Origin of the sequence: Dechloromonas sp. A34 (genome assembly GCF_026261605.1) — a bacterium.
Taxonomy (GTDB): Bacteria; Pseudomonadota; Gammaproteobacteria; order Burkholderiales; family Rhodocyclaceae; genus Azonexus.
The window spans coordinates 3218445-3243742 of the sequence record NZ_CP102486.1; the positions used below are offsets into that span (position 1 = coordinate 3218445).

Sequence of the window (25298 nt, forward strand, 5' to 3'; positions counted from 1 at the left end):
GATAAGCAGCCCCCCCCGGAAACGACAATTCCCGCCGAAGCGGGAATTGTCATCATGGATTGATCGGACTGCTTAGGCTGGCTGTACGCTGAACCTCGTCATCGACCGTACCAAGGCCTCAGTAACCGCCCTTGTTCATCTCGGGCTTGGCCGGGGTGGTGGTTTGCTGGCTCGGGTCGCGACTTTCGCCACTGACGCCGGCGGCACCACGTGACAGATTCTTTTCGTCGGCCTGCCATTCAGTCAGGGAAATCTGCTTGTTCTTGTCGGCATCCAGGGCCGAGAAACGCGCCGAAACGTCGGCGGAGCGCTTGGCTTCGGCTTGGCTGATCTGGCCGTCGTTGTTCTTGTCGAGTTCCTTGAACATCGGAGGCGTTACGGCCGAACTGCCGGCAGCCGAGCTCCGGCCCGAATCGGGTGTGCTGGGGGTGGTTTCGGCAGCCGTTGCGGCCAGGGGCATGGCGGCAAGAAGGATAAGGGTAGCAAGAGTGTGGCGTGTCATATCGATTCTCCTTTGAAAATGAAAACGCATTGCTAATTCAGCTCGCGGCCCTCAATGCGGACCACGCTTCGACGGGAAGCTGCTGAACTGGTATTCATCGTAGGCATTGACCCAGCCGCTTTCTGTCGGAGCCGGCTGAATTGCTTGTCAGACGAGTCCTGCATGGACGAGCCGCTTATCGACCCAAGTCGTTGCGCTATAGGCACTGCAAAATGCCGAATCTGGTCAACCTGGAAAAATTCATCTGCAAGGAAGCACCTCGGCATTTCCTTTGCGTGGCCTGATCTATACACTGACCCCGTCTAACGCACGACAACACGGAGAAAGAAACATGCAAGGTTTGTTCGCGTACAAGCTCGACGGTAAAGGTGACGCTCTTGAACTGGGTATCGATCTGGATTCAACCAACGCCAAGGCGCTTGCTCGGCTTGATCGTTATATCAACTGGGAAGATGTTCTGAAATTGACGGAGAACGACCCGGAGGCGGCCTATGCCGCGGAACGCCTGCATACGGTTTTGCAGCATTTGGGCGGGTGAAATCCTCTACCGTCTTCGCTTAATGCATCAACAGGAGTAACTCGAACCGGGGCCGGAACGTTGCATCTGGCTCCCCTGCTTCAAACCGCCAACGCGCCGCCAGGATTTGCCACCGCCGGGGCGGCGATCGATTGGAAAGAAGCGTGGCCGAAGTTGGCAATCCGGACGGCGAGCGCCTGGCGCTGGCCGAATCCGGGCAACTCTGAAGTATAGAGGAAAGCACATGCTGATCGGCGTCCCCAAGGAAATCAAAAATCACGAATACCGCGTCGGCCTGACCCCGAGCAGCGTGCGGGAATTGGTCGCGCGCGGCCATCGGGTCATCGTCGAGAAGAATGCCGGCGGGGCCATCGGGCTTACAGACGATACCTATCTGGCAGCCGGCGCCGAACTAGCGGAATCAGCCGCCGCGGTTTTTGCGCAGGCCGAACTGATCGTCAAGGTCAAGGAGCCGCAGCCCGACGAATGCAAGCTGCTGCGGGCCGACCAGGTACTGTTTACCTATCTGCACCTGGCGCCGGATCGCCGCCAGACCAAATTGCTGCTGGACTCCGGCGTCACTGCCATCGCCTACGAGACCATCACCGACAACCATGGCGGCCTCCCGCTGCTCGCCCCGATGAGCGAAGTGGCCGGCCGGATGGCTATCCAGGCCGGCGCCGCCTGCCTGGAAAAATCGAAGGGTGGCGCCGGCGTGCTACTCGGCGGTGTGCCCGGTGTCGCGCCGGGCAAGGTCACCATCCTCGGCGGCGGCGTGGTCGGCTACAACGCCGCCCTGGTCGCCGTCGGCGTCGGGGCGGAAGTCACCGTCATCGACCGCTCGCTCGACCGGCTGCGCTGGCTGGACCAGCAGTTCGGCAACCGCATCCGGACGCTCTACGCAACCGCCGACACCATCGAAGCCAGCATCGTCGAGGCTGACCTGATCGTCGGCGCCGTGCTGATTCCCGGCGCGGCAGCACCCCATCTGATCCGCCGCGAACAACTCAAACATCTGCGGCCGGGAACGGTGCTGGTCGACGTCTCGATCGACCAGGGCGGCTGCTTCGAAACCAGCCGGCCGACCACCCATGCCGACCCGATCTACATCGTCGATGACATCGTGCACTACTGTGTCGCCAACATGCCAGGCGCCGTGGCCAGAACCTCGACCTTCGCCCTCAACAACGCCACCCTGCCCTTTACGCTGGCCCTGGCCGACAAGGGCTACCAGCGCGCTCTGCTCGACGACCCGCATTTGCTCAACGGCCTGAACATCCATCGCGGACAACTGACCTGTTTCCCGGTGGCCGATGCGCTCGGTCTGCCGTGGTCCGATCCGCTGGGCAGCCTGCAGGCGAGCCCATAAGCCGCGACCCCCGCCGGCACACCGGATCGCCAGTGGCCGGCGGGGGAAGCCGAACTGTTGCGAACCGGCATGGTCTATAGTCACGAACAACCGACCCCGGCCCACCCCATCCTGAATTCGATGCCCATGCTTGAAATCCGAAAGAATCTTTGCTGGCTGCTGCTGGCCCTTGCCACCTCCGCCCAGGCCCTCGATCTGGCGCCGCTGCAACAGCAGGGGCGCGCCGCGCACCTGGCGACCGAACTGCTGAGCCGTTATCACTACAAGGCGCTGCCGCTCAACGACGAAATGTCGGAGAAGATTTTCGACCGCTATTTGAAGTCGCTCGATTCGGAGAAGTACTTCTTCATCCAGTCCGACATCAAGCAATTCGCCGGCGCGCGCACCCGTCTCGACGATGCGATCATCGAAGAAGACCTGAGCGCCCCCTTCGCCATCTTCAATCAGTACACCCGGCGCGTCGTCGAACGCTTTGCCTACGGACGCAGCCTGCTCAAGACGGGATTCGATTTCAGCCAGAAAGAAGGCTTCGAGTACAACCGGGAAAACGCCGTCTGGCCGAAATCCGACGACGAAATCCGCGAACTATGGCGCAAGCGGGTCAAGAACGACTGGTTACGCCTGAAACTTGCCGGCAAGGACGACAAGGGCATCCGTGAAACGCTGGACAAGCGTTACGAGGCCTCGATCCGCCGTGTCGGCCGGCTGAAAAGTGAAGACGCCTTCCAGATCTTCATGAATGCCTACACGATGTCCATCGAGCCGCACACCAACTACCTGGGGCCGCGCGCCGCGGAAAACTTCGATATCTCGATGAAGCTGTCGCTGGTGGGTATCGGCGCCCTGCTCGAGGAAAAAGACGAATACACGACGATCCGCGAACTGATTCCCGGCGGCCCGGCCGCCCTGTCCGGCAAGCTGAAGGCCGGCGACCGCATCGTCGGCGTCGGCCAGGGCCGGAATGCCCCTCTAACCGATGTCTTCGGCTGGCGCCTGGACGATACGGTGAGCCTGATTCGCGGCGCTACCGATTCGGTCGTCCTGCTCGACATCCTGCCTGCCGATGCCGGTCCGGACGGCAAACACAAGCTGGTTCCGCTGATCCGCAAAAAGATCACGCTCGATGAGCAGGCCGCCAAGAAATCGATCATTGCGATCCGCGATGGCGAGACGACGCGCCGCATCGGCGTCATCACCCTGCCCACTTTCTATCAGGACTTCGTCGCACGCCAGAAAGGCGACCGTAACTTCCGCAGTGCGGCGCGCGATGTGACCCGCCTGCTCGAAGAGCTGAAAAAAGAAAATGTCGCCAGCGTTCTGATCGACTTGCGCAACAACGGCGGCGGCTCCCTCACCGAGGCGGTCGAACTGACCGGCCTCTTCATCGACCGCGGGCCGGTCGTGCAGCAGCGCGACGCCGACGGAAAGATCACGGTCGAGAGCGATACCCGGGCCGGCGTGACCTGGGATGGCCGGCTCGGCGTGCTGATCAACCGGGGCTCGGCTTCGGCATCGGAGATTTTCGCGGCGGCGATCCAGGATTACGGCCGCGGCATCGTTATCGGCGAACCGAGCTTCGGCAAGGGAACCGTGCAGACCATGCTCGATCTCGACCGCATCGGACGCAGCGACAAGGCGCAGTTCGGCGAACTGAAAATGACCGTTGCCCAGTTTTTCCGCGTCAATGGCGGCACCACACAGTTGCGCGGCGTCGAGCCGGACATCCGCTTCCCGACGCTGGCCGAGCTCGACAAGCAGGGCGAATCCGCGTTCGACAATGCCCTGCCCTGGGGACAGATCGTCGCCGCCGACTATTCGCCCAGCGGCAACGCAAAAAATCTGCTGACCAGCCTGCAGTCGCGCCATGCCAGCCGGGTCGGCAGCGACCCGGATTTCCGCGACCTGCAGGAAGACATGGCCGAGTTCCGTCGCCTGCGTTCGACCAATAGCATCTCGTTGAATGAAGCCGAACGCCGCCTCGAACGCACTGCCACGGAAGCCCGCCAGGCGGCGCGTAGCGCCCGCCGCAACGGCGAGAAAACAGCCAGCGGAAAGCCAGCCAAGGGCACGGCCGAAGCGGTGATCAGCGAGGACCTCCTCGACGATGGCCTGGAGGCTGGCGAACGCAAATCCGCCAACGACCTGTCGGAAGCCAAAGCGCGCAAGGAGGCGGCCGACTTCATGCTCCGTGAAGCCGCCCGGATTCTGAGCGACGAAGTTGCCCAGTCGAAAGCTGATACCCCACGCCCGGATTTGGCGGCACGCGGCGCCCCGCTGCCGAGCGGCGCGCTGACGATTCCCCGCAGCCTGCGCTAAACACCGGCGGCGGCGGGCGGCCCTACGGCTTGCTCGCCGACGGCCTGGCCGCTCCGAGTTGCCTGACCTTCTGCAGCGCCTGTTCGACGTTGGCGGCCGGCGACACGCCGCCGATGGTCGCCGCGATTTTCCCGTCGGGCCTCACCACGAAGGTCGTGCGTTCGGCGAAGCCGTGGTCGATCTCGATGCCCCGTGTGTCTTTGGCGCCCGCCACTGCCGCGCTCACCTTCAGGGCATACGCCCTGGCGATCCGGCCATCGGCATCCGAGGCGACCACCAGCTTGCCGGCGCAATAGTCGGGATCGGCTGAAAATTCCTTGAGGCGGGCCAGGCTGTCGAGCGAGACGCCGACCACCGTGGCGCCGGCGGCGACGAACTGGTCGTGCTGCTCGGCAAAAGTATGGGCCTGAATGTTGCAGCCATGGGTATAAGCCGACGGATAGAAATAGACGACAACCGGGCCTTTCTTCAGAGTCTCCTTCAGCGAAAAGCTGAATGCCTTGCCGGCCAGCGCCGCCTGCGCCGTGAAATCTGGTGCGACATCGCCGTCGTTCAGTGCAGCCTGGGCCGAGAAGGCAACGGCGCCGGATAACAGGCAAGCCGCAAGAAATCGTTTCATGGAGTAATCCTTGGTTGAAAATCTGGACGGTCAAGACGGGCCGACGGCAAACGGCGCAAAGCATGGTGCCTATTCAGACATCGTCAGCAAAAAACTGGTTCCGTCCGCACCAGGAAGGACCCTGCGCCCAGTCGCCCTGAAAAAACCACCGACCCGACCTATACTGGAAGTGCATCAGGAAACGACGATCCAGCCAATGAAGACACTGTGGTGTCGGTACTGGATAGCCGGGTTTATGGTGTAGCCGCTAACTCCCTTGCGCGGAACGCCTTGGGGCTGGTTAGTCTGGCGAACGATGGCCGGTGGATTTATCTGCCCAGCAAGCAGACCGTTCACCGGTCATTTTCCTTGCCGCTAGGGTCGTTGCCATGATCAAGCGAAGATCACAAGGTGAAATGAGATCGTCCAGGGTTGTTCCCAGTTTCTCAGTGGCATCTCTCGATGTGACGACACGGCTAGTGCTGATTTTCGCCCGTCGCAGTGGCGACCACTGACCGCCCGAGGCAAACGCCATTCCCGCTAACCGTGATTCCCTCCCTGCTCCAAAGGAAACGCTGATTGCCGCGTTGCGCGATCCTGCGCTCTACCCGGATGCAAGCGGGCCGGTCGATCTGCTGGAAACCCATATCTCCTATGTCTTGCTGGCCGGTAGCCATGCCTACAAGATCAAGAAAGCGGTCGATCTGGGGTTTCTCGATTTCAGCACGCTGGCCCGCCGTCATGAGTTTTGCGAGGAAGAACTGCGCCTCAATCGCCGACTGGCGCCGGACCTCTACCAGGCCGTGGTCGCCATTACCGGCAGCCCGGAGGCGCCCCGCCTGGGTGGCAGCGGCGAGGCAATCGAGTACGCGGTGCAGATGCAGCGCTTCCCGCAGGATGCCCTGCTCGACTGGCAGTTGAGCGAAGGCCGGCTCGACGCGGCGGGCATCGACCAACTGGCGGATGCGCTGGCCGATTTCCACGGGCGGATCGCCCGCGCTCCACCCGACAACCCGTTCGGCACCCAGCAGGCCATGTGGGCACCGATGGCCCAGAATTTCGATCAACTCCGCGCCCTGCTTCCCGACACCGGCCATGCCAGCCGCCTCGACCAACTGGAAACGTGGAGCCAGCAGCGCTTCAGCAAGCTGAACCGACTGTTCGCCAGCCGCTCGCGCAGCGGCTGGATACGGGAATGCCATGGCGACCTGCATCTCGGCAACATCGCCCGGGTCGATCAGGAACTGCATATCTTCGACTGCATCGAGTTCTCGCCTGAGCTGCGTTGGATCGATGTCTTCAGCGAAATCGCCTTCCTGGTCATGGACCTCGAGGAGCGCGGCCGGCCGGACTACGGGCAGCGCTTGCTCAACCGCTATCTGGAGGCCACCGGTGATTACCGTGGCCTGCCGCTGCTCGACTTCTACAAGGTCTACCGGGCCCTGGTCCGGGCCAAGATCTGCGCCATCCGCGACCAGCAGAAGGCACCAGCCGTGTCCAGCCCTCAGCTAGCCGACGGCGAGCGCTACCTGGGTTATGCCGCGCAGGCCACCCTGCCCCGCCCGTCGTGCCTGCTGCTGATGCATGGGTTGGCAGGTTCCGGCAAGACCTGGCTGGCCGGGCAATTACTGGAAGAACTCGGCGCCCTGCGCATCCGCTCGGACCTCGAACGCAAGCGCCTGCGCGGCCTGGCTCCCGCCGCCAGCAGCCACTCGGGCGTCGGCCAGGGCATTTACGATCCGGCAACAACCACCGCCACTTACGGCCAGCTGCTCGAACTGGCCAACGAGATTCTGGCCGCTGGCTATCCGGTGGTGGTTGATGCGGCCAATCTGCAGGCTTGGCAACGCACGGCATTTCGCCAGCTGGCCGCGACCTGGCGCGTGCCATTCGTGATCGTCGACTGTGCGGCTCCGCCAACTGTCCTCCAGGCTCGGGTTGCCCAGCGTCAGGCGAGCGGCGGCGATGCCTCGGAAGCCGACCAGCTCGTCCTCGCCCACCAGATGCAGACCCGCGAAGCGCTGTCGTCCGATGAGGAAGCCTATTGCCTGCACATCGACACCACGGCCCCCCTGCCTGCCGATCTGTACCGCCGCCTGCGGGAAATCGCGACGGCCGGCACCCCGACTACTTGCCCCGCCCCACTGTCCAGACGATCGGCGCATCGGCCAGATACTTGCGCAGGACCTGGGTGACCTCCGCCGCCGTCAGGCGGGCGATCTGCTCATCGTAGCGGGCCAGCCAAGCATAGTCCTGGCCGCTGTACAGGCCTTGCGCCAGATTTCTGGCGAAGGTTTTCTCGGCACGCAGGGAGTTTTTCCGTTCCTGCGCCCAGGAACTCTTGGCACGCTCGACTTCCTTTGCCGAGAAGCCCTCCTTGAGCGCCCGCGCCAGTTCCTCCTTGAGCCCGGCCAGCGCAGCATCCGCCTTGTCGCTGGCGGCGCTGGCCTGAATCGTCACCCGGCTGCGCGGCTCGAAGTGGCTGCCCGCCAGATTGACGCCGGCCGCATAGGCCAGGCCGTCGCGCTCGCGCAGGCGTTGCCAGATCCGGCTGTCGGCATCGCCGCCAAGCGCCTTGACGGCAATCCGCAAGGCCGGGAAATCCGGCGAATCGTCGGTCAGGCGCAGCAGGGTCGAACCGCTGATCGTCGCATTGGGTTTTTCCGGCATGGCGATGGTGATCGGCGCCGTATCCACTGTCAGCGGTGCGGCAAGCTCCTTGACACGGGCATAGGGAATCGTCGCCTTCGGCAGCTTGTCGACGCGCGACCACACCGCCTGCACATCCTCTGGGGCAAAAGCCCCGACCAGCGCCAGGCGGGCACTGGCGATGCCGGCGAAATCGCCGACGCAGCGCGTCGCATCGGCCAGCGTGACGGCGCGGGCCTCGGCCAGTTGCTGCTCCAGCGAGCGCGGCTGCAGCGGGTGGCCGGCCGGGTAATTGTCGAAACGCAGATCGGCGGCATTGCCTGCCACCTGCCCTGGATCCTTGAGCGCCGCTTCGAGTCCGGCGACGGACGACGCCTTGATCCGCGCGAACTCGTCGGCCGGCAGCGCGGGCGCGGCCCAGGCGGCGAGCAGCAGGTCGAGCGCCGCATCGATATTCTTGCGCGGCGCCTCGAGGCTGATGCCCCCCAGGCCCAGCGACCACTGCGCCTGGAGCGCCTCCAGACGGGCACTCAACTGGTCGCGACTCAGCCCGCCGCCGCCATAGGCCAACAGGTGGCTGGCCATGGCGCAGGCCATCGAACGGCCGGCCAGGGCGGACTCGTTGCCATAATCGTTGGCCACCACCAGCCAGGCCAGTTCGCCCTGGGGCCGCCGCGAAATCAGGGCAGCCCGTGCCCGCTCGCCGTCCAGCGTCAGCTTGATGGTGGCTTTCGCCAGTTCGCCGGCCGAGCCGGGAATGGGGTCAGCCGCCTTGGCGACTGCGGGCCAGTCCTTGCCGGACACCAGCTCACGGGCCCCGGCAAATTTCGGCAACTCCGGCGCGGCCACACCGTCGGCGTGACGGAGCAGCACGTCACTGCGATTGACCGCGACCGCCCATTTCTTCAAAGCGGCATTGGTTTCCTCCAGGGTCAGGCTCCTGACCGCGTCGCGCTGCCAGAAAAGAAGACGCCAATCGCCGGCGACTTCGCCTTGCGAGAGTACGGTGGCCAGCATTTCGTGGGAGCTTTCCAGGCGTTCGTAGGCATTCAGTTCATTGAGGCGAGCCCGTTCCAGCTGTTCCTGCGTGATGCCCCGGACAGCGGCGACTTCGATATGCTCGCGCAGGGCTCGCGACAGGACTTCCGCATCAGCCTCCTTGCCCGCCGTGGCAAAGGCGATTAACAGGCTGTAGTCGGCTTGAACCCGGGTACCGCACGAGACGGAAACGGCAATCTTGCGCTCGAGGACCAGATCCTTGCGCAGGCTGCCCCAGTCGCTGGCACAAATGGCGCTACTCGCCAGATCGAAGGCCTGGGTCTCACGGTTGGTCAGCCCGGGCAGTTTCCAGGCACTGGCGGCTATGGTCTTACCAGCCGGCAGCACCAGTTCACTGCGATTGGTCATCGCCCGGGTTTCTTCCCGCGTCCAGTTGCCGACCTTGGGCGTCGGCGGGTTGCGCGCCTCGCCAAATAGCTGGCTGGCCAACGCCAGCACGCGCTGCGGCGCGAAATTGCCGCTGACGATCAGGGCGGCATTGTCCGGTCGATAGTGTTTCTTGTGGAAGGCTTGCAAGGCACTGAACGGCGCATCCTCGATGTCGCTACGGGCGCCGATGGTGGGCCGTGAATAGCCATGCCAGAAAAAGCTCTGCCGTTGCAGGGCGCGCATCACCAAGCTGCCGGCATCGCTGTCGCCGCGTTCCAGCTCGTTGCGCACGACGGTCATCTCGCTGGCCAGATGCTCCTTGGTGAAACTGGCCCGAATGAAACGATCGGCCTCGATGCGGAGGACTTCGTCGATCTTCTCGGGTTCGGCGGCAACGGTTTCATAGTAATTGGTGCGATCGGTGCTGGTCGTGCCGTTCCAGGTGGCACCGAGCGCCGTCAGATCGCTTTTCAGATCGGCGCGCTTGCCGGCGCTCTTGAACAGCATGTGCTCCAACAAGTGCGCCATGCCGGCCTCGCCGTAGCCCTCCTGCTTGCTGCCGGTCTTGACCAGCAGCTCGATGCGGGCATTGGCGGCCGAAGGAAACGGCGCCAGGATGATCTTGAAGCCGTTCGGCAGGATATAGGAGGAAAAACCCGCCGCCTGGGCATCGAGCCGTGGCGTACTGGCCTGAGCGACGCCCGGCTTGGCAGCCGCCGCAGCGGGAAGCACGGGCAATAGCAGCGCGCAGATCAGAATGACGGAACTGCGGAGTGTCGGAATCGAAACAAGGAAGTTTGATTGCAATTTATCTGGCCTGTGGAAAATGGGAGCGTGCGATTTCGTGAACGCATGATCGCACCAGAGCATCCGATTCGTCGAAAAGCTTGATCAAGCAGGTCACAAAAATTGCCAGGCCGGACTGCTGTTCTATGCTGGAGCGGACAACAGTCCCGGGGGCACGGCATGTCTGGCGGCCGTCATGCAGATCGAAATACAGCCTCAATTCAACGAGAGCATCCGCCGGGAATAGCTTGGAAAACTCAGTCCCCAATTTCTCCCCCAGAAAGCAAAAAAGCCAATCCGAAGATTGACCTTTTAACTGTTCTTACTGGTGCGCCCGGAGCGATTCGAACGCCCGACCCCTTGGTTCGTAGCCAAGTACTCTATCCAGCTGAGCTACGGGCGCACTGTCAGAGCCGCGCATTATACGGATGCGAAGGTAGAATGCAAGGCCTAACTTGGAAAATCTTCAATGAGCAGTTTCTCCGTTCGTATGCCCAAGTACCCAGAGTGCTGGGAAAGTTGTGGTTCGTGTGCCAGCGGTAACGTTTTCATCCTCGAATTGCTGGTCAAGGTCGGCGACACGATTGAGCGCGACGACAACATCCTGACCCTGGAAACCGGCAAGGTGGCGCTGGACATTCCCAGCCCACGCGCTGGCCGGATTGTGGAAATCCATGTCACAGAGGGCGATACAGTCGATGAGGGGGCGCTATTGGTAACGCTGGAAGAAGCTTGACCAGCGCCATCCAGATCGGCGCATGAGCACCCCCTGACATTACTTTGGGAGCTCGATCTCCATCGCATTGCGCACTTCCTTGACGCCACGCACGCTGCTGGCGAGATCAAGTGCCCGCCGCAATGAATGTTCGTCCGGGACCTTGCCCCCCAGCGTAATGACCCCGCTTCGAGTCTGCACGCGGAATTGCGAGCCGATTAAGCCGACGTCGGTGCGCAGCAGGGTTTCGACTTTGTCGTGCAGTGTCGCATCGGCAACTTCGACACTCGCCCCGGGAACTGCCAGAACCGGCGGATTGTCCGTGGCAAATGCGGTCAATCCGAGACTGCCCAGGATGGTGGCCAGCACGAGACCTGCCGTGGCCAGAGTGCGTTTGATCATCGATAACTCCTTCAAGTATTAAACCTGAAAGCGTTAACGCAAGCTTAGTGCCAATCAAATTTTATCAATATAATTCAAATACTTGAATAATACTCACGGCACATTTCACGGTGAGTTTCGTCGTCCGCCAGCGACATTTATTTCGCCTTTCCGGCCCCAGGCACACGGGGGCGGGCCTGGGCAGGGTTAGCGTTCGGCGACGGAATCGCCTTCGCTGCGAAACATCGCCGGCGTCAAATCGTGTTTCTGTAGCAGCCGATAAAACTCAGTGCGGTTGCGATCGGCGATGCGGGCGGCATCGGCCACGTTGCCATCGGTCAGCTTGAGCAACTGGACCAGATAGTTTCGTTCGAAACGCTGCTTGGCATCGGCATAGCTCAGCGCTTCCATGGCGGGAACGCGCAGCGCGCGCTGGGCCAGCGAAAGCGGAATGAGCGGGGTCGAGGTCAGGGCGCAGCTTTGTTCGACGACGTTATAGAGTTGCCGGACATTGCCCGGCCAGGCTGCTGTCGCCAGGGCTTCCAGCGCATCCGGAGCGAAACCGGTGATCGGCTTGCCGTACTTGGCGGCGATCTGCTGGACGAAATAGGCGGCGAGCAGCGGAATGTCTTCGCGTCGTTCTTCCAGGCGCGGCAGGGTCAGCGAAACGACGTCCAGGCGATAATACAGGTCTTCGCGGAATTGCCCTTGGGCCATGGCTGCGTCAAGGTCGCGGTGGGTGGCGGAGAGCAGGCGAACGTCGACCGGCTCGGAACGGGTCGCTCCGACCGGGCGCACCACGCGTTCCTGCAGCACGCGCAGCAGCTTGACCTGCAAGGAGAGCGGCATGTCGCCGATTTCGTCGAGAAAGAGCGTTCCGCCATTGGCCGCCTGAACCAGCCCGACGCGGGTGCTCCCAGCACCGGTGAAGGCGCCCTTGACGTGACCGAACAGTTCCGATTCCAGCAAAGGTTCGGGAATCGCGCCGCAGTTGATCGCGATGAATGGCCCCTTGGCGCGCGGACTAGCGCGATGAATGGCTCGGGCCAAGACCTCCTTGCCGGTACCGCTTTCGCCGCGAATCAGCACGCTGGCGTCGGAGGCGGCGACCATGCGCGCTTCCGACATCAGTTCCGCCATCTGGCTGCTGCGGAAGACGATGCCGTCCCGCCATTCTTCCGAGGCGCCTCCGGCCAGCGCCAGCGCCGACGGATCCTCGGGCAGGATTGGCGCCGAGAGCTGCATCGCCTGGTCGATTTTGGCGAGCAATATCTGACTGTCGAAGGGTTTCGTCAGATAACCGAAAACTCCGCGCGAGGTCGCTTCGACGGCATCGGGAATCGTCCCGTGCGCGGTCAGCAGGATCACCGGCAGGCTGGGCCGGGTGCTGCGGATTTCCTCAAAGAGCGCCAGGCCGTCGCGGGCCGGTAGGCGAACATCGCTGACCACGACCCGCGGCGGATCGACGGCGATCCGGGCCAGCGCCTCTTCGGCCGAACCGACCGCGGTAACCTTGAATCCCCTCGCCCTCAGGCGAATGGACAGCAGCCGCAGAATATCCTCGTCATCATCGACCACCAGAATGTGGGCGCCGTTGCCCATGGCCGGGGTATTCATTTCAGGCTCCGGGCGCCAACCGGGCGCTGCGCCGGCCGGGTCGGCAAGGTGCGTTCGATGTCGGCCAGACCATCGAGCTTTTCCTGCAATTCAAGCGTTTTGCGCTGACTATCTTTCAATTGTTGCCCCTGACGATCAAGTTGCCCCTCAGCCTTCTGGCGCTCGGCATAGTTGTCAGCCAGCAGTCGGGCCAGCGGCTGCAGGCTGACCGCTGCCGGATCGTTCGACTTGAGCACCAGTTCGAGCTGCTGGGTCGCCTTGCCCAGATCCTGCGGTCCACGCGGGTGCCCGAACAGCATGGCGGTGCGCAGATGGGTGTTCGGGTTCTGCGGCAAGGCCGCAAGCACCAGGCGTTCCCGGCTCAACTCGGCCGGCGAGAGACGGGAAAGCAACTGGTAATAGGCCAGTGGCGGCAAGGGCCCGGGCTCGTCGTAGCTCGGTTTGCTTTTAACCGGGGAGTGGTGCCACAACCCACCAGCCCAATTGCGACAACCATTAATAGAAATTTCAGCAAGTCACGCAAATTCAAGCGCCCTCCCCAATCCTTAGTATTCATTAGGCAATTCCACACAAAAGTGAGCCCCTTTTTCGACAGCCAGCAATGAAACCGTCCCGCCCATGGCGCGCACCAGATCGCGCACGATGGACAGCCCGACGCCACTGCCCTGGCGTTGGGCCGGCGCTTCCCGCTGCCCCTGAACAAAGGGGTCGAAAATTCGCTGGCGGTCCTCCGGTGCAACCCCCGGCCCCTGATCGATGCACTCGAAGCGCAGACAATCGTCGAGGCGGGAAACGACAAGACGGATTTCGCCGCTTTCGGGGCTGAAATCAATGGCGTTGGAAAGCAGGTTGTCCAGCACCACCACCATTTTTTCGCTATCCAGATTGGCGCTGGCCCGCTCCGGCGCTTCGACGACAACTTTCACCCGCCGCGACTGGGCATGGAACTCCCGGCGCTGGACGACGCCTGCCAGGAACTTGGCCAATTCCACCGGCTCAAGATTGAGGTGACGCGCCTCGAGAGCCGCGCCGTTCAGGCTGAGCAGGCTCTCGATCTGTTGCTGCAAACCGGTGACGTTGTGTTGCAGGATATCGACGACCTCGCGCTGGTTCGCCCCCAGCCGCCCGGGAACCTCTTCGCGCAGCAAGGCGACGCCTTCTTTCAGTGAGGTCAGCGGCGTTTTCAGTTCGTGCGAGACGTGGCGCAGGGTCCTTTCGCGATCGGCCTCGAGTTCCCCTAGGCGCTGCCGGAGCCAGTCCAGACGTCGGCCAAGCTGCCTGAGGTCGGCGGGTCCGCCGACCTTGATCGATTCATCGAACCGATTGGCACCGAGGCGGATAATAGCCTGCTCCAGTTGACGCACCGGCCGCACCAGCCACCACGCCATGGCCAGGGCGACCAGCAAGGCGCCACCCAACGCAAGCGCGATCTGCCCGCCGAGGTGCAGGCGGTTCGCTTCCAGTTCGATGAGCAGACGGCTGTTCTGGTTTTCGATCCAACGCTGGCCAGCCTGCTTGAGCAACCCATTCAGTTCGACCATCCGGGACAGGAAAGGCGTCAGTTCGGCCTTGCCGATCTTTTTGTCCAATCCGCTGCGCAAGGCTTCCGCCACCATTTTCCACCCGCCGAGCAGCGGCGAGAGCGGCTCGGCCGCCAGTGTATCGAGGCGATCGACCAGAACCAGTGACTCGGCCAGATGCTCGTCGAAACGCTGGCGGAATACGGCATCGTCGAGAACCAGGTATTGCCGGGCGCTCCGCTCGATATCGACCGTACGTTCGGCCAGTTCCTGTATGGCTGCCGTCAGGTGGATGGCTTGTTCACTGCCGCGCCGACTTTCCTCGACCAGGCGCTCAACGACCATCCAGCTCCGGAGTGCTGCACCACCCAGCAGCAGAACGATCAAGGCGAAGCCCAGGAGCATGCCATGGCGAAAGGAAACTCGAATCATCCGCGTTATATATGAAGAAAGTTGGAGTGTAGACCGTAAGCGCGCGCGGCACTGAAAGCGATGCCTCCGAGATACAGCAGAAATTCACCGCAAGATTCTAAAATTATTTACATAAATTCAATAAGTTAACGAAACTGTCGCCAATTTGCGACATCCAGCAAGCAGCATACATCCACGAATTCGGCAATTGCAAAAATATTTGTCGCCAATCCCCGACGGACAAGACAGATGGACTCATGCCGGATATCAAGACATCTATATAACCATCTGTTTTTGTTTGATTTATATATTCTGGCTCGGTTATCGCTTTAGCTTTGCGAATTCAGCGTTCGACTACTTCAAAAAAGGAAGCCACATGTTCAGCAAATCGACCCCGACTATTCGCAACGACGTCATTACCCGCAAGGATGTACGCCCCGTTCTTGGGAATGGCAACAACCCAAGCACGCCCGATCTGTCGACCAAGGGTGCGCTTGAGGCCGCGGCGGAAAAGCCAGCTGAGGTCAAGTCGGAGGCGCCGGCCAATACGGAAAACGTCCTCGGCGCCCGCTTGATCGTCGGCCCCGATGTCAAGCTGAAAGGCGCAGAAATTCTCGACTGCGACACCCTGGTTGTCGAAGGGCGCGTCGAGGCCACCATGGACAGCCGGGTCATCCGGATTGCCGATCAGGGCTCATTTGCCGGCAAAGTCAGTATCGACATTGCCGAAATTCACGGCACCTTCGAGGGCGAATTAACGGCCCGTTCGCAATTAATCATTCACGCAACCGGTCGAGTCAGTGGCAAGATACGCTACGGGAAGCTCGTCATCGATGAAGGTGGTGAACTGTGTGGCGATATCAACGCCATTTCCGCTGAAAGTCGTGCCTCACATCGCTCGGCAAACGATTTCGTTCCCACCCTGAATGCCGTTGCCGGTTGAAAGCTGCGTCCTGCCAACATAGAATCCTGACATGCTTAGTGCTTCGCCTCATTATTCATCTAGCAAACCGATTCCGGGGGCTGCGTTCTCGTCGCCAGCGGTGCTCTTTCGCTCGGCGGATCTCGTTATCCGCCGGGTGGAGGATTTCCAGGAGCGCCAGGCAAGCGATCTGCTGGTGCGACGCATGTACACTTGGCGGGGCTATCGCTCCAATCCACATACAGCCCCAGTACATGAAGACCACCGCGTAACGCTGACCGCCTGGCTGGACAATGTGCTGGGCGCAACACTGACTTTGTCGCGTGATGGCGGCAATGGCTTGCTGTGTGAAGCCCTGTATCCGGAAGAGATCGCGGAGCTTCAGGCAAAAAGCCGGAGCATCTGCGAATACTCGCGGCTGGCCATCGACCCCGACTACAGTTCACCGGAACTCATGGAATCGCTTTTCCGGACGGCTTACAACTTTGCCCGGACGCATTTCGACGCTAGCGACGCCGTCGTCGAGATCAACCCGCGGCATCGCCGCTACTATGAGCGACAACTGGGCTTCACCTGCCTCGGGCCGATCCGTACTTGCCCCAGAGTCGAAGCGCCAGCCATGCTGCTCCATCGCGACTTGCGTCACCCGCTACCCGAATCAGCGGCTATCGGGCGCCGCGCGGCCTAAACCTTCGCCTCATCAGTTCGCACCAGCGCCATCGCCAGCGCGCAAAACGGCTGAATTTAAGTCGTTATAGATGGTCAACCCCCGCAGATATGATTCACTACATTGCGGGGAGAAATACCATGCGTGATCCGTTACCGCCCCTCGGCCTCAAGTACGTCAAAGTCGTTGCCCTGTCCGTGACCGAGCTTGAGCGTGCGAATCGGTTCTACCAGGAAAAGCTTGGCCTCGAGCCGGCTTTCGAGGGAAAAGAACAGGTCGGATGGCAACTCGGCCAAGTGATTCTGATGCTCAAACCCGACTGGGCAGCGCCAACGGACCGGCCGAACCCACGCATTACGGTCGCCACTGACCATGCTCCGACCACTCAGGAGGCACTACGCGCGCGGGGCATCACGATCGCCAACGAAGTGCAGGTCTACGGCGACTTCCATGTCGGCAGTTTTCTCGACAGCGAAGGCAACAAGCTGTGGTTCTGCTCGCCGACAAACACCTCGGGATCACCGCCTGCCTGACCGCCCCCCGTGCATTATGGCAGTGGACGAATCACCTGCCACGGATGAACGATAGCTCGAGTCGGCAATGAGCCACTTGCGCAGCAATTCCGGCCACGGCTGCCCATAGTAGAATCGCGGGCTTGGAATTTCAGCGCTCCCTCAATAGCGGGGAGCAAGTTCGTTCATGGAACCCAAGGGTTCTAATTAATTTTTCTGAAAGTGCCGCGTAATGGCCCAATACGTAATGTCGATGCTGCGCGTCAGCAAAATCGTCCCGCCCAAACGACAGATCATCAAGGATATTTCCCTTTCCTTCTTCCCCGGTGCCAAGATCGGCCTGCTCGGCCTGAACGGCTCGGGCAAATCGACCGTGCTCAAGATCATGGCCGGCGTCGACAAGGAGTACGACGGCGAAGTGCAGCACCTGGCCGGCGTCTCGATCGGCTACCTGCCGCAGGAACCGCAGCTCGACCCAACCAAGACGGTCAAGGAGGAAGTCGAGTCGGCCCTCGGCGAAGTCATGCAGGCCCAGGCCAAGCTGGACGAGGTCTATGCCGCCTACGCCGACCCGGAAGCCGATTTCGACAAACTGGCCGAAGAACAGGCGCGGCTGGAAGCGATCATCGCCACCTCGGGTGCCGACACCGAAGCCCAAATGGAACTGGCCGCCGACGCGTTGCGCCTGCCGCCTTGGGATGCCATCATCGGCAACCTGTCGGGCGGTGAAAAGCGCCGCGTCGCTCTATGCAAACTGCTGCTCGCCAAGCCGGACATGCTGCTGCTCGATGAGCCGACCAACCACCTGGACGCCGAATCGGTCGAATGGCTGGAACAGTTCCTCGTCCGCTTCCCGGGCACCGTCGTCGCCGTCACCCACGACCGCTACTTCCTCGATAATGCGGCAGAGTGGATTCTCGAACTCGACCGCGGTCACGGCATTCCGTACAAAGGCAATTACTCGTCCTGGCTGGAGCAGAAGGAAGCCCGCCTGGAGACGGAAAACAAGCAGATCGACGCCCACATGAAGGCGATGAAGCAGGAACTGGAGTGGGTACGTTCCAATCCCAAGGCGCGCCAAGCCAAGAGCAAGTCTCGTATCGCCCGTTTCGAGGAATTGTCCAGCCAGGAATACCAGAAGCGCAACGAAACCCAGGAAATCTTTATTCCGGTCGGCGAGCGTCTCGGCGGCAAGGTCATCGAGTTCAACGGCGTCAGCAAGTCATTTGGCGACAAGCTGTTGATGGACAACGTCAACTTCACCATCCCGGCCGGCGCCATTGTCGGCATCATCGGCCCGAACGGTGCCGGCAAATCGACGCTGTTCAAGATGATCACCGGCCAGCAACAGCCGGATTCAGGCACGGTCGACATCGGCCCGACGGTCAAGATGGCCTACGTCGACCAGTCGCGCGACTGCCTCGACGGCAGCAAGACGGTGTTCGAAGAACTGGCCCAGGGCAGCGACATCCTGCAGATCGGCAAATTCGAGATGCCGTCGCGCGCCTACATCGGCCGCTTCAATTTCAAGGGCGCCGACCAGGGCAAGCAGGTCGGCAACCTGTCCGGCGGTGAACGCGGCCGTCTGCACCTGGCCAAGACGCTGATGACCGGCGGCAACGTCCTGCTGCTCGACGAACCGTCCAACGACCTCGACGTCGAAACGCTGCGCGCCCTGGAAGATGCGCTACTCGAATTCCCCGGCTGCGCCATGGTCATCTCGCACGATCGCTGGTTCCTCGACCGCATCTGTACGCACATCCTGGCCGCCGAAGGCGATTCGCAGTGGAATTTCTTCGAAGGCAACTTCCAGGAGTACGAAGAGGACAAGAAGAAGCGCCTCGGCGAAGAAGGCGCCAAGCCGAAGCGTATCCGCTACAAGCCGATCACGCGCTGAGCCTTAACGTAGACAGCAAAACGGGCGCCGTATGGCGCCCGTTCTTTTTTGCCCCCCGCCATCGCGAAGGGCGTAATAACTGTGGTGGATTTAGTGCTTCAGATTGGCAGAGAAAACAGCCTTGGTTTTTTCGGAAAACTGGAATTCGTTGAAAGCGCGGTCGATTTCGGCTTCGTTGCGGCCTGCGGAATGATCTTCGAAGCAGATGCCGATGGTCTTGCCGTTGGCGGCCAGGGTCTGGAAGGCATAACGCCAACGTTGAGCTTCAGCCAGCCGCTCGCGCAGTTCGGCTTCGTTGGAAATCGTAATGCCGGCATTCTTCAGGGAATCCAGGAATTGTTCGAAGGATTCGTTGCTCAAACTGCCCATTTATTTCTCCGTATGAAGTGCGGTGTTGGATCACCATGAGCCTAATAACGAGGCGATTTCAATTCGGTTGACACGAAAGTCATAGAACTTTGAATGCGATAATCTCGCCCCATGAAAAAGCAAAACCCACCGGCCGCGATCCCGGAAATCCGCCCCGGGCAGTCCATCGAACTGCTAAAGGAACTACACATCCTGACCCGCGACGGTAAGCTCAACCAGGACACCCGCCGCAAGCTGAAACAGGTCTATCACCTCTACCAGTTCATCGAACCCTTGCTGGCGGATGCCGAGACACTGGTCGACCATGGAGCCGGCAAGTCCTATCTCGGTTTCATCCTCTATGACCTGTTCAGCAAAAACCAGGCCACAGGCGAAATCATTGGTATCGAAAGCCGCCCGGAACTCGTCGACAAATCCCGCGAACTGGCCGCCCGGCTTGGCTTCGAACGGATGCGCTTCCTCGCCTGCACGGTCGAGGATTCGCTGACCTCACCGGAGCTCCCGAACCAGGTCGATGTCGTGACAGCACTACACGCCTGCAACACGGCGACCGACGATGCGATCCGTTTTGCCCTGACCAAGGAAGCCCGGCATATCGTCCTCGTGCCTTGCTGCCAGGCCGAAGTGGCCTCGGCCATGCGGGCCAGAAAGAATGAATCGCTGGGCAAAACAGCCCTGTCCGAACTTTGGCGACACCCGATCCACACCCGCGAGCTGGGTAGCCACCTGACCAACGTGCTGCGCTGCCTCTTGCTCGAGTCGCACGGCTACGACGTCACGGTCACCGAACTGGTCGGATGGGAGCATTCGATGAAGAACGAGTTGATCATCGCCTCCAAGCGCGGCACGCCCCGCAAGAACGCCCGCGAGCGCGCCGAGGCCATCCTGCGCGAATTCAATCTCGAAGAACTCGCCCCGCGTTTTGCGTACTAAGGCGCCATGACCCGTCCCCAACACCCCATCGAACTCCTCGCCCCGGCCAAGAATGCCGATTTCGGCATCGAAGCCATCAAGCATGGTGCCGATGCCGTCTATATCGGCGGCCCGGCCTTCGGCGCCCGCTACGGTGCCGGCAATACCGTCGCCGATATCGAACGCCTTTCCGCGTACGCCCATCGTTTCCACGCCAAGGTTTTCGTCGCCCTCAACACCATCCTGCGCGACGACGAACTGGAAGAAGCCCGTCGCCTGGCTTGGCAGATTTATCAAGCCGGTGCCGACGCCCTGATCATCCAGGACATGGGCCTGCTCGAACTCGACCTGCCGCCGATCCAGTTACACGCCAGTACGCAGACCGACATCCGTAACCCGGCCAAGGCCAGGTTCCTGGAGGACGTCGGTTTCTCGCAGATCGTGCTGGCCCGTGAAATGAGCATCGGCGAGATCGCCACCGTCGCCCGCAAAACCACGCTGGCCCTTGAATACTTCGTCCATGGCGCACTGTGTGTCGCCTACTCCGGACAGTGCTACATCAGCCACGCTCATACCGGGCGCAGCGCCAACCGCGGCGAGTGTTCGCAGGCCTGCCGCCTGCCGTACACGCTGGTCGATGACAAGGGCAAGACCATCACCGAAAACCAGCATCTGCTGTCGATGAAGGACAACAACCAGAGCGAAAACCTGCTCGAACTGGTCCGCGCCGGCGTCAGTTCGTTCAAGATCGAGGGGCGGCTAAAGGACCTCTCCTACGTCAAGAACATTACCGCCCATTACCGCTCGCTGCTCGACGACATCATCGCCCAGCATCCCGAATACAGCCGCGCCGCCAGCGGCCATAGCACCTTCACCTTCACGCCGCAGCCGGACAAGACCTTCAACCGCGGCTACACCGATTATTTCGCCAACGATCGCCAGGACGACATCGGCGCCTTCGATTCGCCGAGTTTCGTCGGTGAGCCGATCGGCGACGTGGTCGATATCGGCCCCGGCTATTTCACGGTCAATGCCGAGATCGATTTCAACAATGGTGACGGCGTCTGCTTTTACGACGCTCACGGCGAAGTGCTCGGCATGCGGATCAATCGGGCCGAAGGCAAGACGCTGTACCCGGCGGAGACTCCCGAAGAACTGACGGTTGGCACCACCTTGTTCCGCAACCGCGACCAGGAATTTGAGCGGGCGCTGGAAAAGGATTCTGCCGAACGCCGCATCGCGATCAAGCCGGTGTTTTCCGAAACGCCTGATGGCTTTGCGCTGACACTCAACGACGAGGATGGCGTCACGGTCACGGTCGATCTGCCGCATGCGAAGGAGGCCGCGAAGAATGCTGAGCGGGCGACCGCTGCCCTGAGCGAACAACTCGCCAAGTTCGGCAACACCCTGTTCGTCGCCGAGCCGGTCGAGCTGCAATTGTCGCAGCCGTGGTTCCTGCCAGTCGGTGCACTCAACGCACTGCGCCGCGAAGCCACCGAGAAACTCGAAGCCGCCCGGCTCGCGGCCCACCCACGCCCACCGCGTGCCGCTCCGGCGGCCACGCCGGTACCCTACCCGCAAGACGAGCTGACCTATCTCGGCAATGTCTTCAACGCCCAAGCCCGCGCCTTCTACGAGAAGCACGGCGTCAAGCTGATCGAGGAAGCCTACGAGGCTGGCAACGAAAAAGGCATGGTCTCGCTGATGATCACCCGCCATTGCCTGCGCTACAGCTTCAACCTGTGCCCGAAGGAAGTGAAGCACCTGAAGCCGGACCCGATGACGCTGATCAACGGCAACGAAAAGCTGATCCTCAAGTTCGACTGTAAGGCCTGCGAGATGCACGTCGTCGGCAAGATGAAGAAAGGCGTCAAGCTGAACCTGGGAACCATCCGTCCGGCATAATACCGGCATGCAACCAACCGCCTGCCCCTCCTGCCGCCAAGTCATGAGCAAGCACCGCTTGGAGCGCTTGCTGCATGGCGAGGTGGTTCTTGATCTGTGCTTCCACTGCAACGGCATCTGGTTCGACGACTACGAGAGCGCCCAGATCACCCCCGGCGGCATCATCGAACTGTTCAAGCTGCTGCACGAGCACCACGACGACCAGCGCCTGCCCCTGCGCGACCCGCTGGCCTGCCCACGCTGTCACGAACGCCTGCTGCACGGGCTCGACCTGGCCAAGCATGGCGGCCGCTTCAACTACCACCGCTGCCTGCAGAAGCACGGACGCTTCACCACCTTCGCCCAGTTCATGATCGAGAAGGGCTTCGTCCGCCAGCTCAACCCGGCCGAGATCGACGAGCTGTCCGCCAAGGTCGGCATCATCCGCTGCATGGGCTGCGGCGCCCCTGTCGATATCCGCCACGAGCACGCCTGCGGCCACTGTCGGGCGCCGATTACCATCCTCGACCCCGGTGCAGTCGAACAGGCACTGACACGCCTCAAGACCGCTGAAGTCAGGCGAACTACAGCTGACGTCGAGGTTCTGGGCGATGCCATCGTGATGCGCGAACGCGAAAAGTCACGACTGAAACGCATGAAACAGGAACCGGATAACGCTGGCATTATCGATGCGATCGACCTGATTTCAGCCGGAGCAGAGTTTGTCTGGAACCTGATCAAGCGATAGGGGAAATACTGCCGACCGGCAACGGAAGAGGCGCACCATTCTTTTTGGTTAGAGCGCTGCGGCAAGAGAACTTAGGCAAGCTATCCGTGTCCGACGTGCTGGCTGCAATTTACTCAACCCGAAGCGAAAGGATCCAAGATGCCAAACCGCCTGGTTAGTGAAGTAATTCAAGGACGGCCATTCCCGACCACCGGGACTGGCACCACCGTGCGTGAAGCCGCAATTATCATGAAAGAATGGCATTCTTCAGCCATTCTGATCGTTCACAAAGGTGTACTCACCGGAATCTGTACCGAACGTGACATCGTCTTTCGTGCGGTGGCCAACAGCTGCGACCCGGCCAATACCGCAATCACCACCATCATGACCCGAAACATTCAGACCGTCGGCCCGGACAAGCCTTTCGGACATGCCCTGCACCTGATGTACGAAGGCGGCTTCCGGCACATTCCCGTCGTTGATGATGCCGGCCACCCGGTCGGCCTGTTGGCAGCGCACGACGCCCTGGATCTCGATGGTCTGCAGATGGAACAGGATCTGGTTCGGCGCGAAGAAATCACCGTCATTCTGTGACCAGACCAAACCCGGCCGGCGCATTGCAGCCGGCCGCACAGAAAAGCAGCTGAAAAAAAAGCGAGCCACTCAGGCTCGCCTTTTGCGCAGCAATCCGCCCTTACTGGACGCGAATTTCGACGCGACGCCCCTCTTCCGGACTGCCGGTACCAAGCGTCGACTCCGGCTTGCGGAACTTGATGCGTTCGGCGGAAACACCACCGGCCACCAGTGCATCACGCACCGATTGAGCGCGATGCTTGGCCAGTTCGGCATTCTTGGCCGGATCACCGGACATGTCGTGAAAGCCGGAGAGCAGCACGATAGCGTTCGGGTTGGCCCCCAGGGCTTCCAGCGTTTTGGCGACGACGCCCTTGTCGGCTTCGTCGAGCGCTGCTGCGCCGACGGCGAAATAGACCTTGACCAGGGCTTCGCCAACTGGCGCGATGTCTGCCTGCTCGGCAGCGGACTTCGCTGCCGGCTGGACGTATTTTCCGGCGCTGGCACCATAAACCACCGCCACAACAGCCAGCATGATACCGGCCAGAACCCCGACGATTACCGCGGTTGATTCGTCATCATCATTCGCTGCCATAGTCACCTTTCACAAAATGTTGGTCTATGCCTGCAAAATACGCAGCGATTCTATGCCGAATCGCTAGCAAACAGAACTTTCGGTGCCAGCTCGATGTGCCCCTGGTCGCCGCCCAACCAGATCAGGCCATCCTGAATCGTGCATTGCAGGCGCATGCCGCGCTCCGCCAGGCTGGCCAGCGCCTTGCCATCCTCCACACTTAGAGACAGCACGCGCAGATTCTTTTGCCCCGAGACCTTGCCTTGTGTTTGTTGCCACCATATTTCGGCCGACCGCCCGCCATAACTGAGCACCATCACGTGCCGCGACCGGTTGCAGGCCCGGCGAATGGCTTTTTCATCAGGCAGGCCGACATCGATCCAGCGTTCGATACTACCCGTGGGATCGAGCTCCTGCAGGTCGGCCTCATCCTCTGTCGCCGACAGGCCACGCCCGAAGGTCAGCGTTTCCGAAGCATTCAGCGCGAAGGCCAGCAGGCGAACCATCATCCGCTCGTCGGTTTCCGACGGATGGCGGGCGATGGTCAGGGTGTAATCGCCAAAATGCGAACGGTCGAGGTCGGCAAGCTGCAACTCGGCCTTGAAAATGGTGGATTTGAGCGCCATGACTGCCCCGGAAAAAGGCTGGATTATCCCATGAGGGCGGGAACCCGTCGCCCGGCGATGAGGTCAATCAGCCATTGAGACTTCAAGTCTATAATCAGCGTTTTCTGATAAACGAGATTACCATGCGCCGACTACTGCTTGCCTGCCTGATTGCCGCTGCCGGATTTGCCCACGCCGAAGTCATCGACATCGACAATGCCGAGCTCGACAAGCTGATGAAGAGCGGCGTGCCGGTGGTCGATATCCGGTTGCAATCGGAGTGGGAAGAAACCGGCATCGTCGGCGGCAGCAAGCTGCTGACCTTCTTCGACGAACGCGGCAAGGCCGAGCCCGCCGCCTGGCTGGAGAAGGTCAAGCCGATCGCCAAGCCCAACGAACCGCTCGTCGTCATCTGCCGCAGCGGTAACCGGACCAAGGCGGTCAGCCAGTTCCTGTCGCAGCAGGCCGGCTATGCCAAGGTTTATAACGTGAAGCAAGGCATCAAGGGCTGGATCGCCAATGGCGGCCCGGTCGTCCCGGCAACGCAGAGCATTGCCGCCTGCCGCACCGCAAAGACTTGCTGAGCCAGGCCGTCGACCGCAAACGCTGCGCCAGTTGCGATTGCTGGCGCGGCGAACGCCTGCCCGGCGTAACGCCAGACACGGTCGATGTCGAGTCGGAGACGGTAACCGGACTGTGCATTGGTGGCGGCTGGGATGCTTCCGAGCGCAAAGCCCGCTCCGCCTGCGGCCACTGGCGCATCTGGCCGGTGCTCGAATCCCGCGGCTGACACCTGCCCTCCGGTAGAATGCGCGCCTTCCCCTCGCGGGGCATTTCGGGAAACGCC

The 25298-nt window shown here is 61.4% G+C and carries 26 protein-coding genes and 1 tRNA gene; 16 read left to right on the forward strand and 11 right to left on the reverse strand.

The annotated features are described in order from the left end of the window. Positions 1–118 precede the first annotated feature (118 nt). Positions 119–502 (reverse strand): EF-hand domain-containing protein, encoded by a 384-nt coding sequence (locus NQE15_RS16100; protein WP_265942670.1) that lies wholly within the window; start codon positions 500–502, stop codon positions 119–121. 331 nt (positions 503–833) lie between these two features. Between NQE15_RS16100 and NQE15_RS16105 the strand changes: the two genes are divergently transcribed. From NQE15_RS16105 to NQE15_RS16115, 3 genes are all read left to right on the forward strand, one after another. Next, on the forward strand, positions 834–1040 hold the full coding sequence (locus NQE15_RS16105) for a hypothetical protein (RefSeq protein WP_265942671.1): 207 nt from the start codon (positions 834–836) through the stop codon (positions 1038–1040). 223 nt (positions 1041–1263) lie between these two features. Further along, positions 1264–2388, forward strand: coding sequence for an alanine dehydrogenase (ald, locus tag NQE15_RS16110; RefSeq protein ID WP_265942672.1), 1125 nt, complete (start codon positions 1264–1266; stop codon positions 2386–2388). A gap of 69 nt (positions 2389–2457) precedes the next feature. Next, positions 2458–4704: a carboxy terminal-processing peptidase gene (locus tag NQE15_RS16115; protein WP_265942673.1), complete on the forward strand. Its 2247-nt coding sequence runs from the start codon at positions 2458–2460 to the stop codon at positions 4702–4704. Positions 4705–4726: 22 nt separating this feature from the next. Here NQE15_RS16115 and NQE15_RS16120 read toward each other — a convergent pair whose 3' ends face one another. After that, entirely contained in the window at positions 4727–5323 is a 597-nt protein-coding gene (locus tag NQE15_RS16120) for a peroxiredoxin (protein WP_265942674.1), read from the reverse strand. A 10-nt stretch (positions 5324–5333) separates the two neighbouring features. Here NQE15_RS16120 and NQE15_RS16125 point away from each other — a divergent pair, with 10 nt between their 5' ends. Both NQE15_RS16125 and NQE15_RS16130 read left to right on the forward strand, forming a co-directional pair. Next, positions 5334–5567 (forward strand): hypothetical protein, encoded by a 234-nt coding sequence (locus NQE15_RS16125; RefSeq protein ID WP_265942675.1) that lies wholly within the window; start codon positions 5334–5336, stop codon positions 5565–5567. A gap of 322 nt (positions 5568–5889) precedes the next feature. Beyond that, the gene (locus NQE15_RS16130; RefSeq protein WP_265942676.1) at positions 5890–7497 is read left to right on the forward strand and encodes an AAA family ATPase; all 1608 of its coding nucleotides are present in this window, start codon (positions 5890–5892) and stop codon (positions 7495–7497) included. On the opposite strand, the gene NQE15_RS16135 is transcribed toward NQE15_RS16130, so the two are convergent. Continuing rightward, positions 7430–10111 (reverse strand): M16 family metallopeptidase, encoded by a 2682-nt coding sequence (locus NQE15_RS16135; RefSeq protein WP_265942677.1) that lies wholly within the window; start codon positions 10109–10111, stop codon positions 7430–7432. The genes NQE15_RS16130 and NQE15_RS16135 overlap by 68 nt on opposite strands. 380 nt (positions 10112–10491) lie before the next feature. Next, a tRNA-Arg gene (locus tag NQE15_RS16140) sits at positions 10492–10568 on the reverse strand. Positions 10569–10634: 66 nt separating this feature from the next. On the opposite strand from NQE15_RS16140, the gene NQE15_RS16145 reads away from it, so the two are divergent. Then, positions 10635–10901: a biotin/lipoyl-containing protein gene (locus NQE15_RS16145; protein WP_265942678.1), complete on the forward strand. Its 267-nt coding sequence runs from the start codon at positions 10635–10637 to the stop codon at positions 10899–10901. Positions 10902–10940: 39 nt separating this feature from the next. On the opposite strand, the gene NQE15_RS16150 is transcribed toward NQE15_RS16145, so the two are convergent. From NQE15_RS16150 to NQE15_RS16165, 4 genes are all read right to left on the reverse strand, one after another. Next, entirely contained in the window at positions 10941–11282 is a 342-nt protein-coding gene (locus tag NQE15_RS16150; protein ID WP_265942679.1) for a BON domain-containing protein, read from the reverse strand. A 186-nt stretch (positions 11283–11468) separates the two neighbouring features. Next, on the reverse strand, positions 11469–12878 hold the full coding sequence (locus NQE15_RS16155) for a sigma 54-interacting transcriptional regulator (protein WP_265942680.1): 1410 nt from the start codon (positions 12876–12878) through the stop codon (positions 11469–11471). Then, complete coding sequence (locus NQE15_RS16160) at positions 12875–13294, reverse strand: permease (RefSeq protein ID WP_265942681.1); 420 nt, start codon at positions 13292–13294, stop codon at positions 12875–12877. Before NQE15_RS16160 ends, NQE15_RS16155 begins: the two co-directional genes overlap by 4 nt. Before the next feature lie 129 nt (positions 13295–13423). After that, on the reverse strand, positions 13424–14830 hold the full coding sequence (locus NQE15_RS16165) for a HAMP domain-containing sensor histidine kinase (protein ID WP_265942682.1): 1407 nt from the start codon (positions 14828–14830) through the stop codon (positions 13424–13426). Between the two features lie 355 nt (positions 14831–15185). Here NQE15_RS16165 and NQE15_RS16170 point away from each other — a divergent pair, with 355 nt between their 5' ends. The 4 genes from NQE15_RS16170 to ettA all read left to right on the forward strand — a co-directional run bounded on the left by NQE15_RS16170 (position 15186) and on the right by ettA (position 18807). Further along, entirely contained in the window at positions 15186–15752 is a 567-nt protein-coding gene (locus NQE15_RS16170) for a bactofilin family protein (protein ID WP_265950317.1), read from the forward strand. Between the two features lie 31 nt (positions 15753–15783). Next, a complete protein-coding gene (locus NQE15_RS16175) occupies positions 15784–16419 on the forward strand; it encodes an N-acyl amino acid synthase FeeM domain-containing protein (RefSeq protein ID WP_265942683.1) in 636 nt (211 codons plus the stop codon). Positions 16420–16538: 119 nt separating this feature from the next. Beyond that, a complete protein-coding gene (locus NQE15_RS16180) occupies positions 16539–16931 on the forward strand; it encodes a VOC family protein (RefSeq protein ID WP_265942684.1) in 393 nt (130 codons plus the stop codon). Between the two features lie 211 nt (positions 16932–17142). After that, on the forward strand, positions 17143–18807 hold the full coding sequence (gene ettA / locus NQE15_RS16185) for an energy-dependent translational throttle protein EttA (RefSeq protein WP_265942685.1): 1665 nt from the start codon (positions 17143–17145) through the stop codon (positions 18805–18807). A gap of 90 nt (positions 18808–18897) precedes the next feature. On the opposite strand, the gene NQE15_RS16190 is transcribed toward ettA, so the two are convergent. Next, positions 18898–19176, reverse strand: a complete 279-nt coding sequence (locus NQE15_RS16190) for a hypothetical protein (RefSeq protein ID WP_265942686.1) — start codon at positions 19174–19176, stop codon at positions 18898–18900. Positions 19177–19287: 111 nt separating this feature from the next. Between NQE15_RS16190 and NQE15_RS16195 the strand changes: the two genes are divergently transcribed. The 4 genes from NQE15_RS16195 to NQE15_RS16210 all read left to right on the forward strand — a co-directional run bounded on the left by NQE15_RS16195 (position 19288) and on the right by NQE15_RS16210 (position 23293). After that, positions 19288–20109: a class I SAM-dependent methyltransferase gene (locus NQE15_RS16195; RefSeq protein ID WP_265942687.1), complete on the forward strand. Its 822-nt coding sequence runs from the start codon at positions 19288–19290 to the stop codon at positions 20107–20109. Positions 20110–20115: 6 nt separating this feature from the next. Next, entirely contained in the window at positions 20116–21993 is a 1878-nt protein-coding gene (locus NQE15_RS16200) for a peptidase U32 family protein (RefSeq protein WP_265942688.1), read from the forward strand. Positions 21994–22036: 43 nt separating this feature from the next. Continuing rightward, a complete protein-coding gene (locus NQE15_RS16205) occupies positions 22037–22720 on the forward strand; it encodes a hypothetical protein (RefSeq protein ID WP_416336472.1) in 684 nt (227 codons plus the stop codon). A gap of 138 nt (positions 22721–22858) precedes the next feature. Further along, entirely contained in the window at positions 22859–23293 is a 435-nt protein-coding gene (locus NQE15_RS16210; RefSeq protein ID WP_265942690.1) for a cyclic nucleotide-binding/CBS domain-containing protein, read from the forward strand. A gap of 100 nt (positions 23294–23393) precedes the next feature. On the opposite strand, the gene NQE15_RS16215 is transcribed toward NQE15_RS16210, so the two are convergent. Both NQE15_RS16215 and NQE15_RS16220 read right to left on the reverse strand, forming a co-directional pair. Beyond that, the gene (locus NQE15_RS16215) at positions 23394–23867 is read right to left on the reverse strand and encodes an OmpA family protein (protein ID WP_265942691.1); all 474 of its coding nucleotides are present in this window, start codon (positions 23865–23867) and stop codon (positions 23394–23396) included. Between the two features lie 50 nt (positions 23868–23917). Continuing rightward, positions 23918–24472, reverse strand: a complete 555-nt coding sequence (locus tag NQE15_RS16220; protein WP_265942692.1) for a YaeQ family protein — start codon at positions 24470–24472, stop codon at positions 23918–23920. Between the two features lie 122 nt (positions 24473–24594). Here NQE15_RS16220 and NQE15_RS16225 point away from each other — a divergent pair, with 122 nt between their 5' ends. Both NQE15_RS16225 and NQE15_RS16230 read left to right on the forward strand, forming a co-directional pair. Continuing rightward, a complete protein-coding gene (locus NQE15_RS16225; protein WP_265942693.1) occupies positions 24595–25035 on the forward strand; it encodes a rhodanese-like domain-containing protein in 441 nt (146 codons plus the stop codon). Then, positions 25029–25241 carry a hypothetical protein gene (locus NQE15_RS16230; protein WP_265942694.1) on the forward strand — a complete coding sequence of 71 codons (213 nt, stop codon included), beginning with the start codon at positions 25029–25031 and terminating at the stop codon, positions 25239–25241. Before NQE15_RS16225 ends, NQE15_RS16230 begins: the two co-directional genes overlap by 7 nt. Positions 25242–25298: the final 57 nt, after the last annotated feature.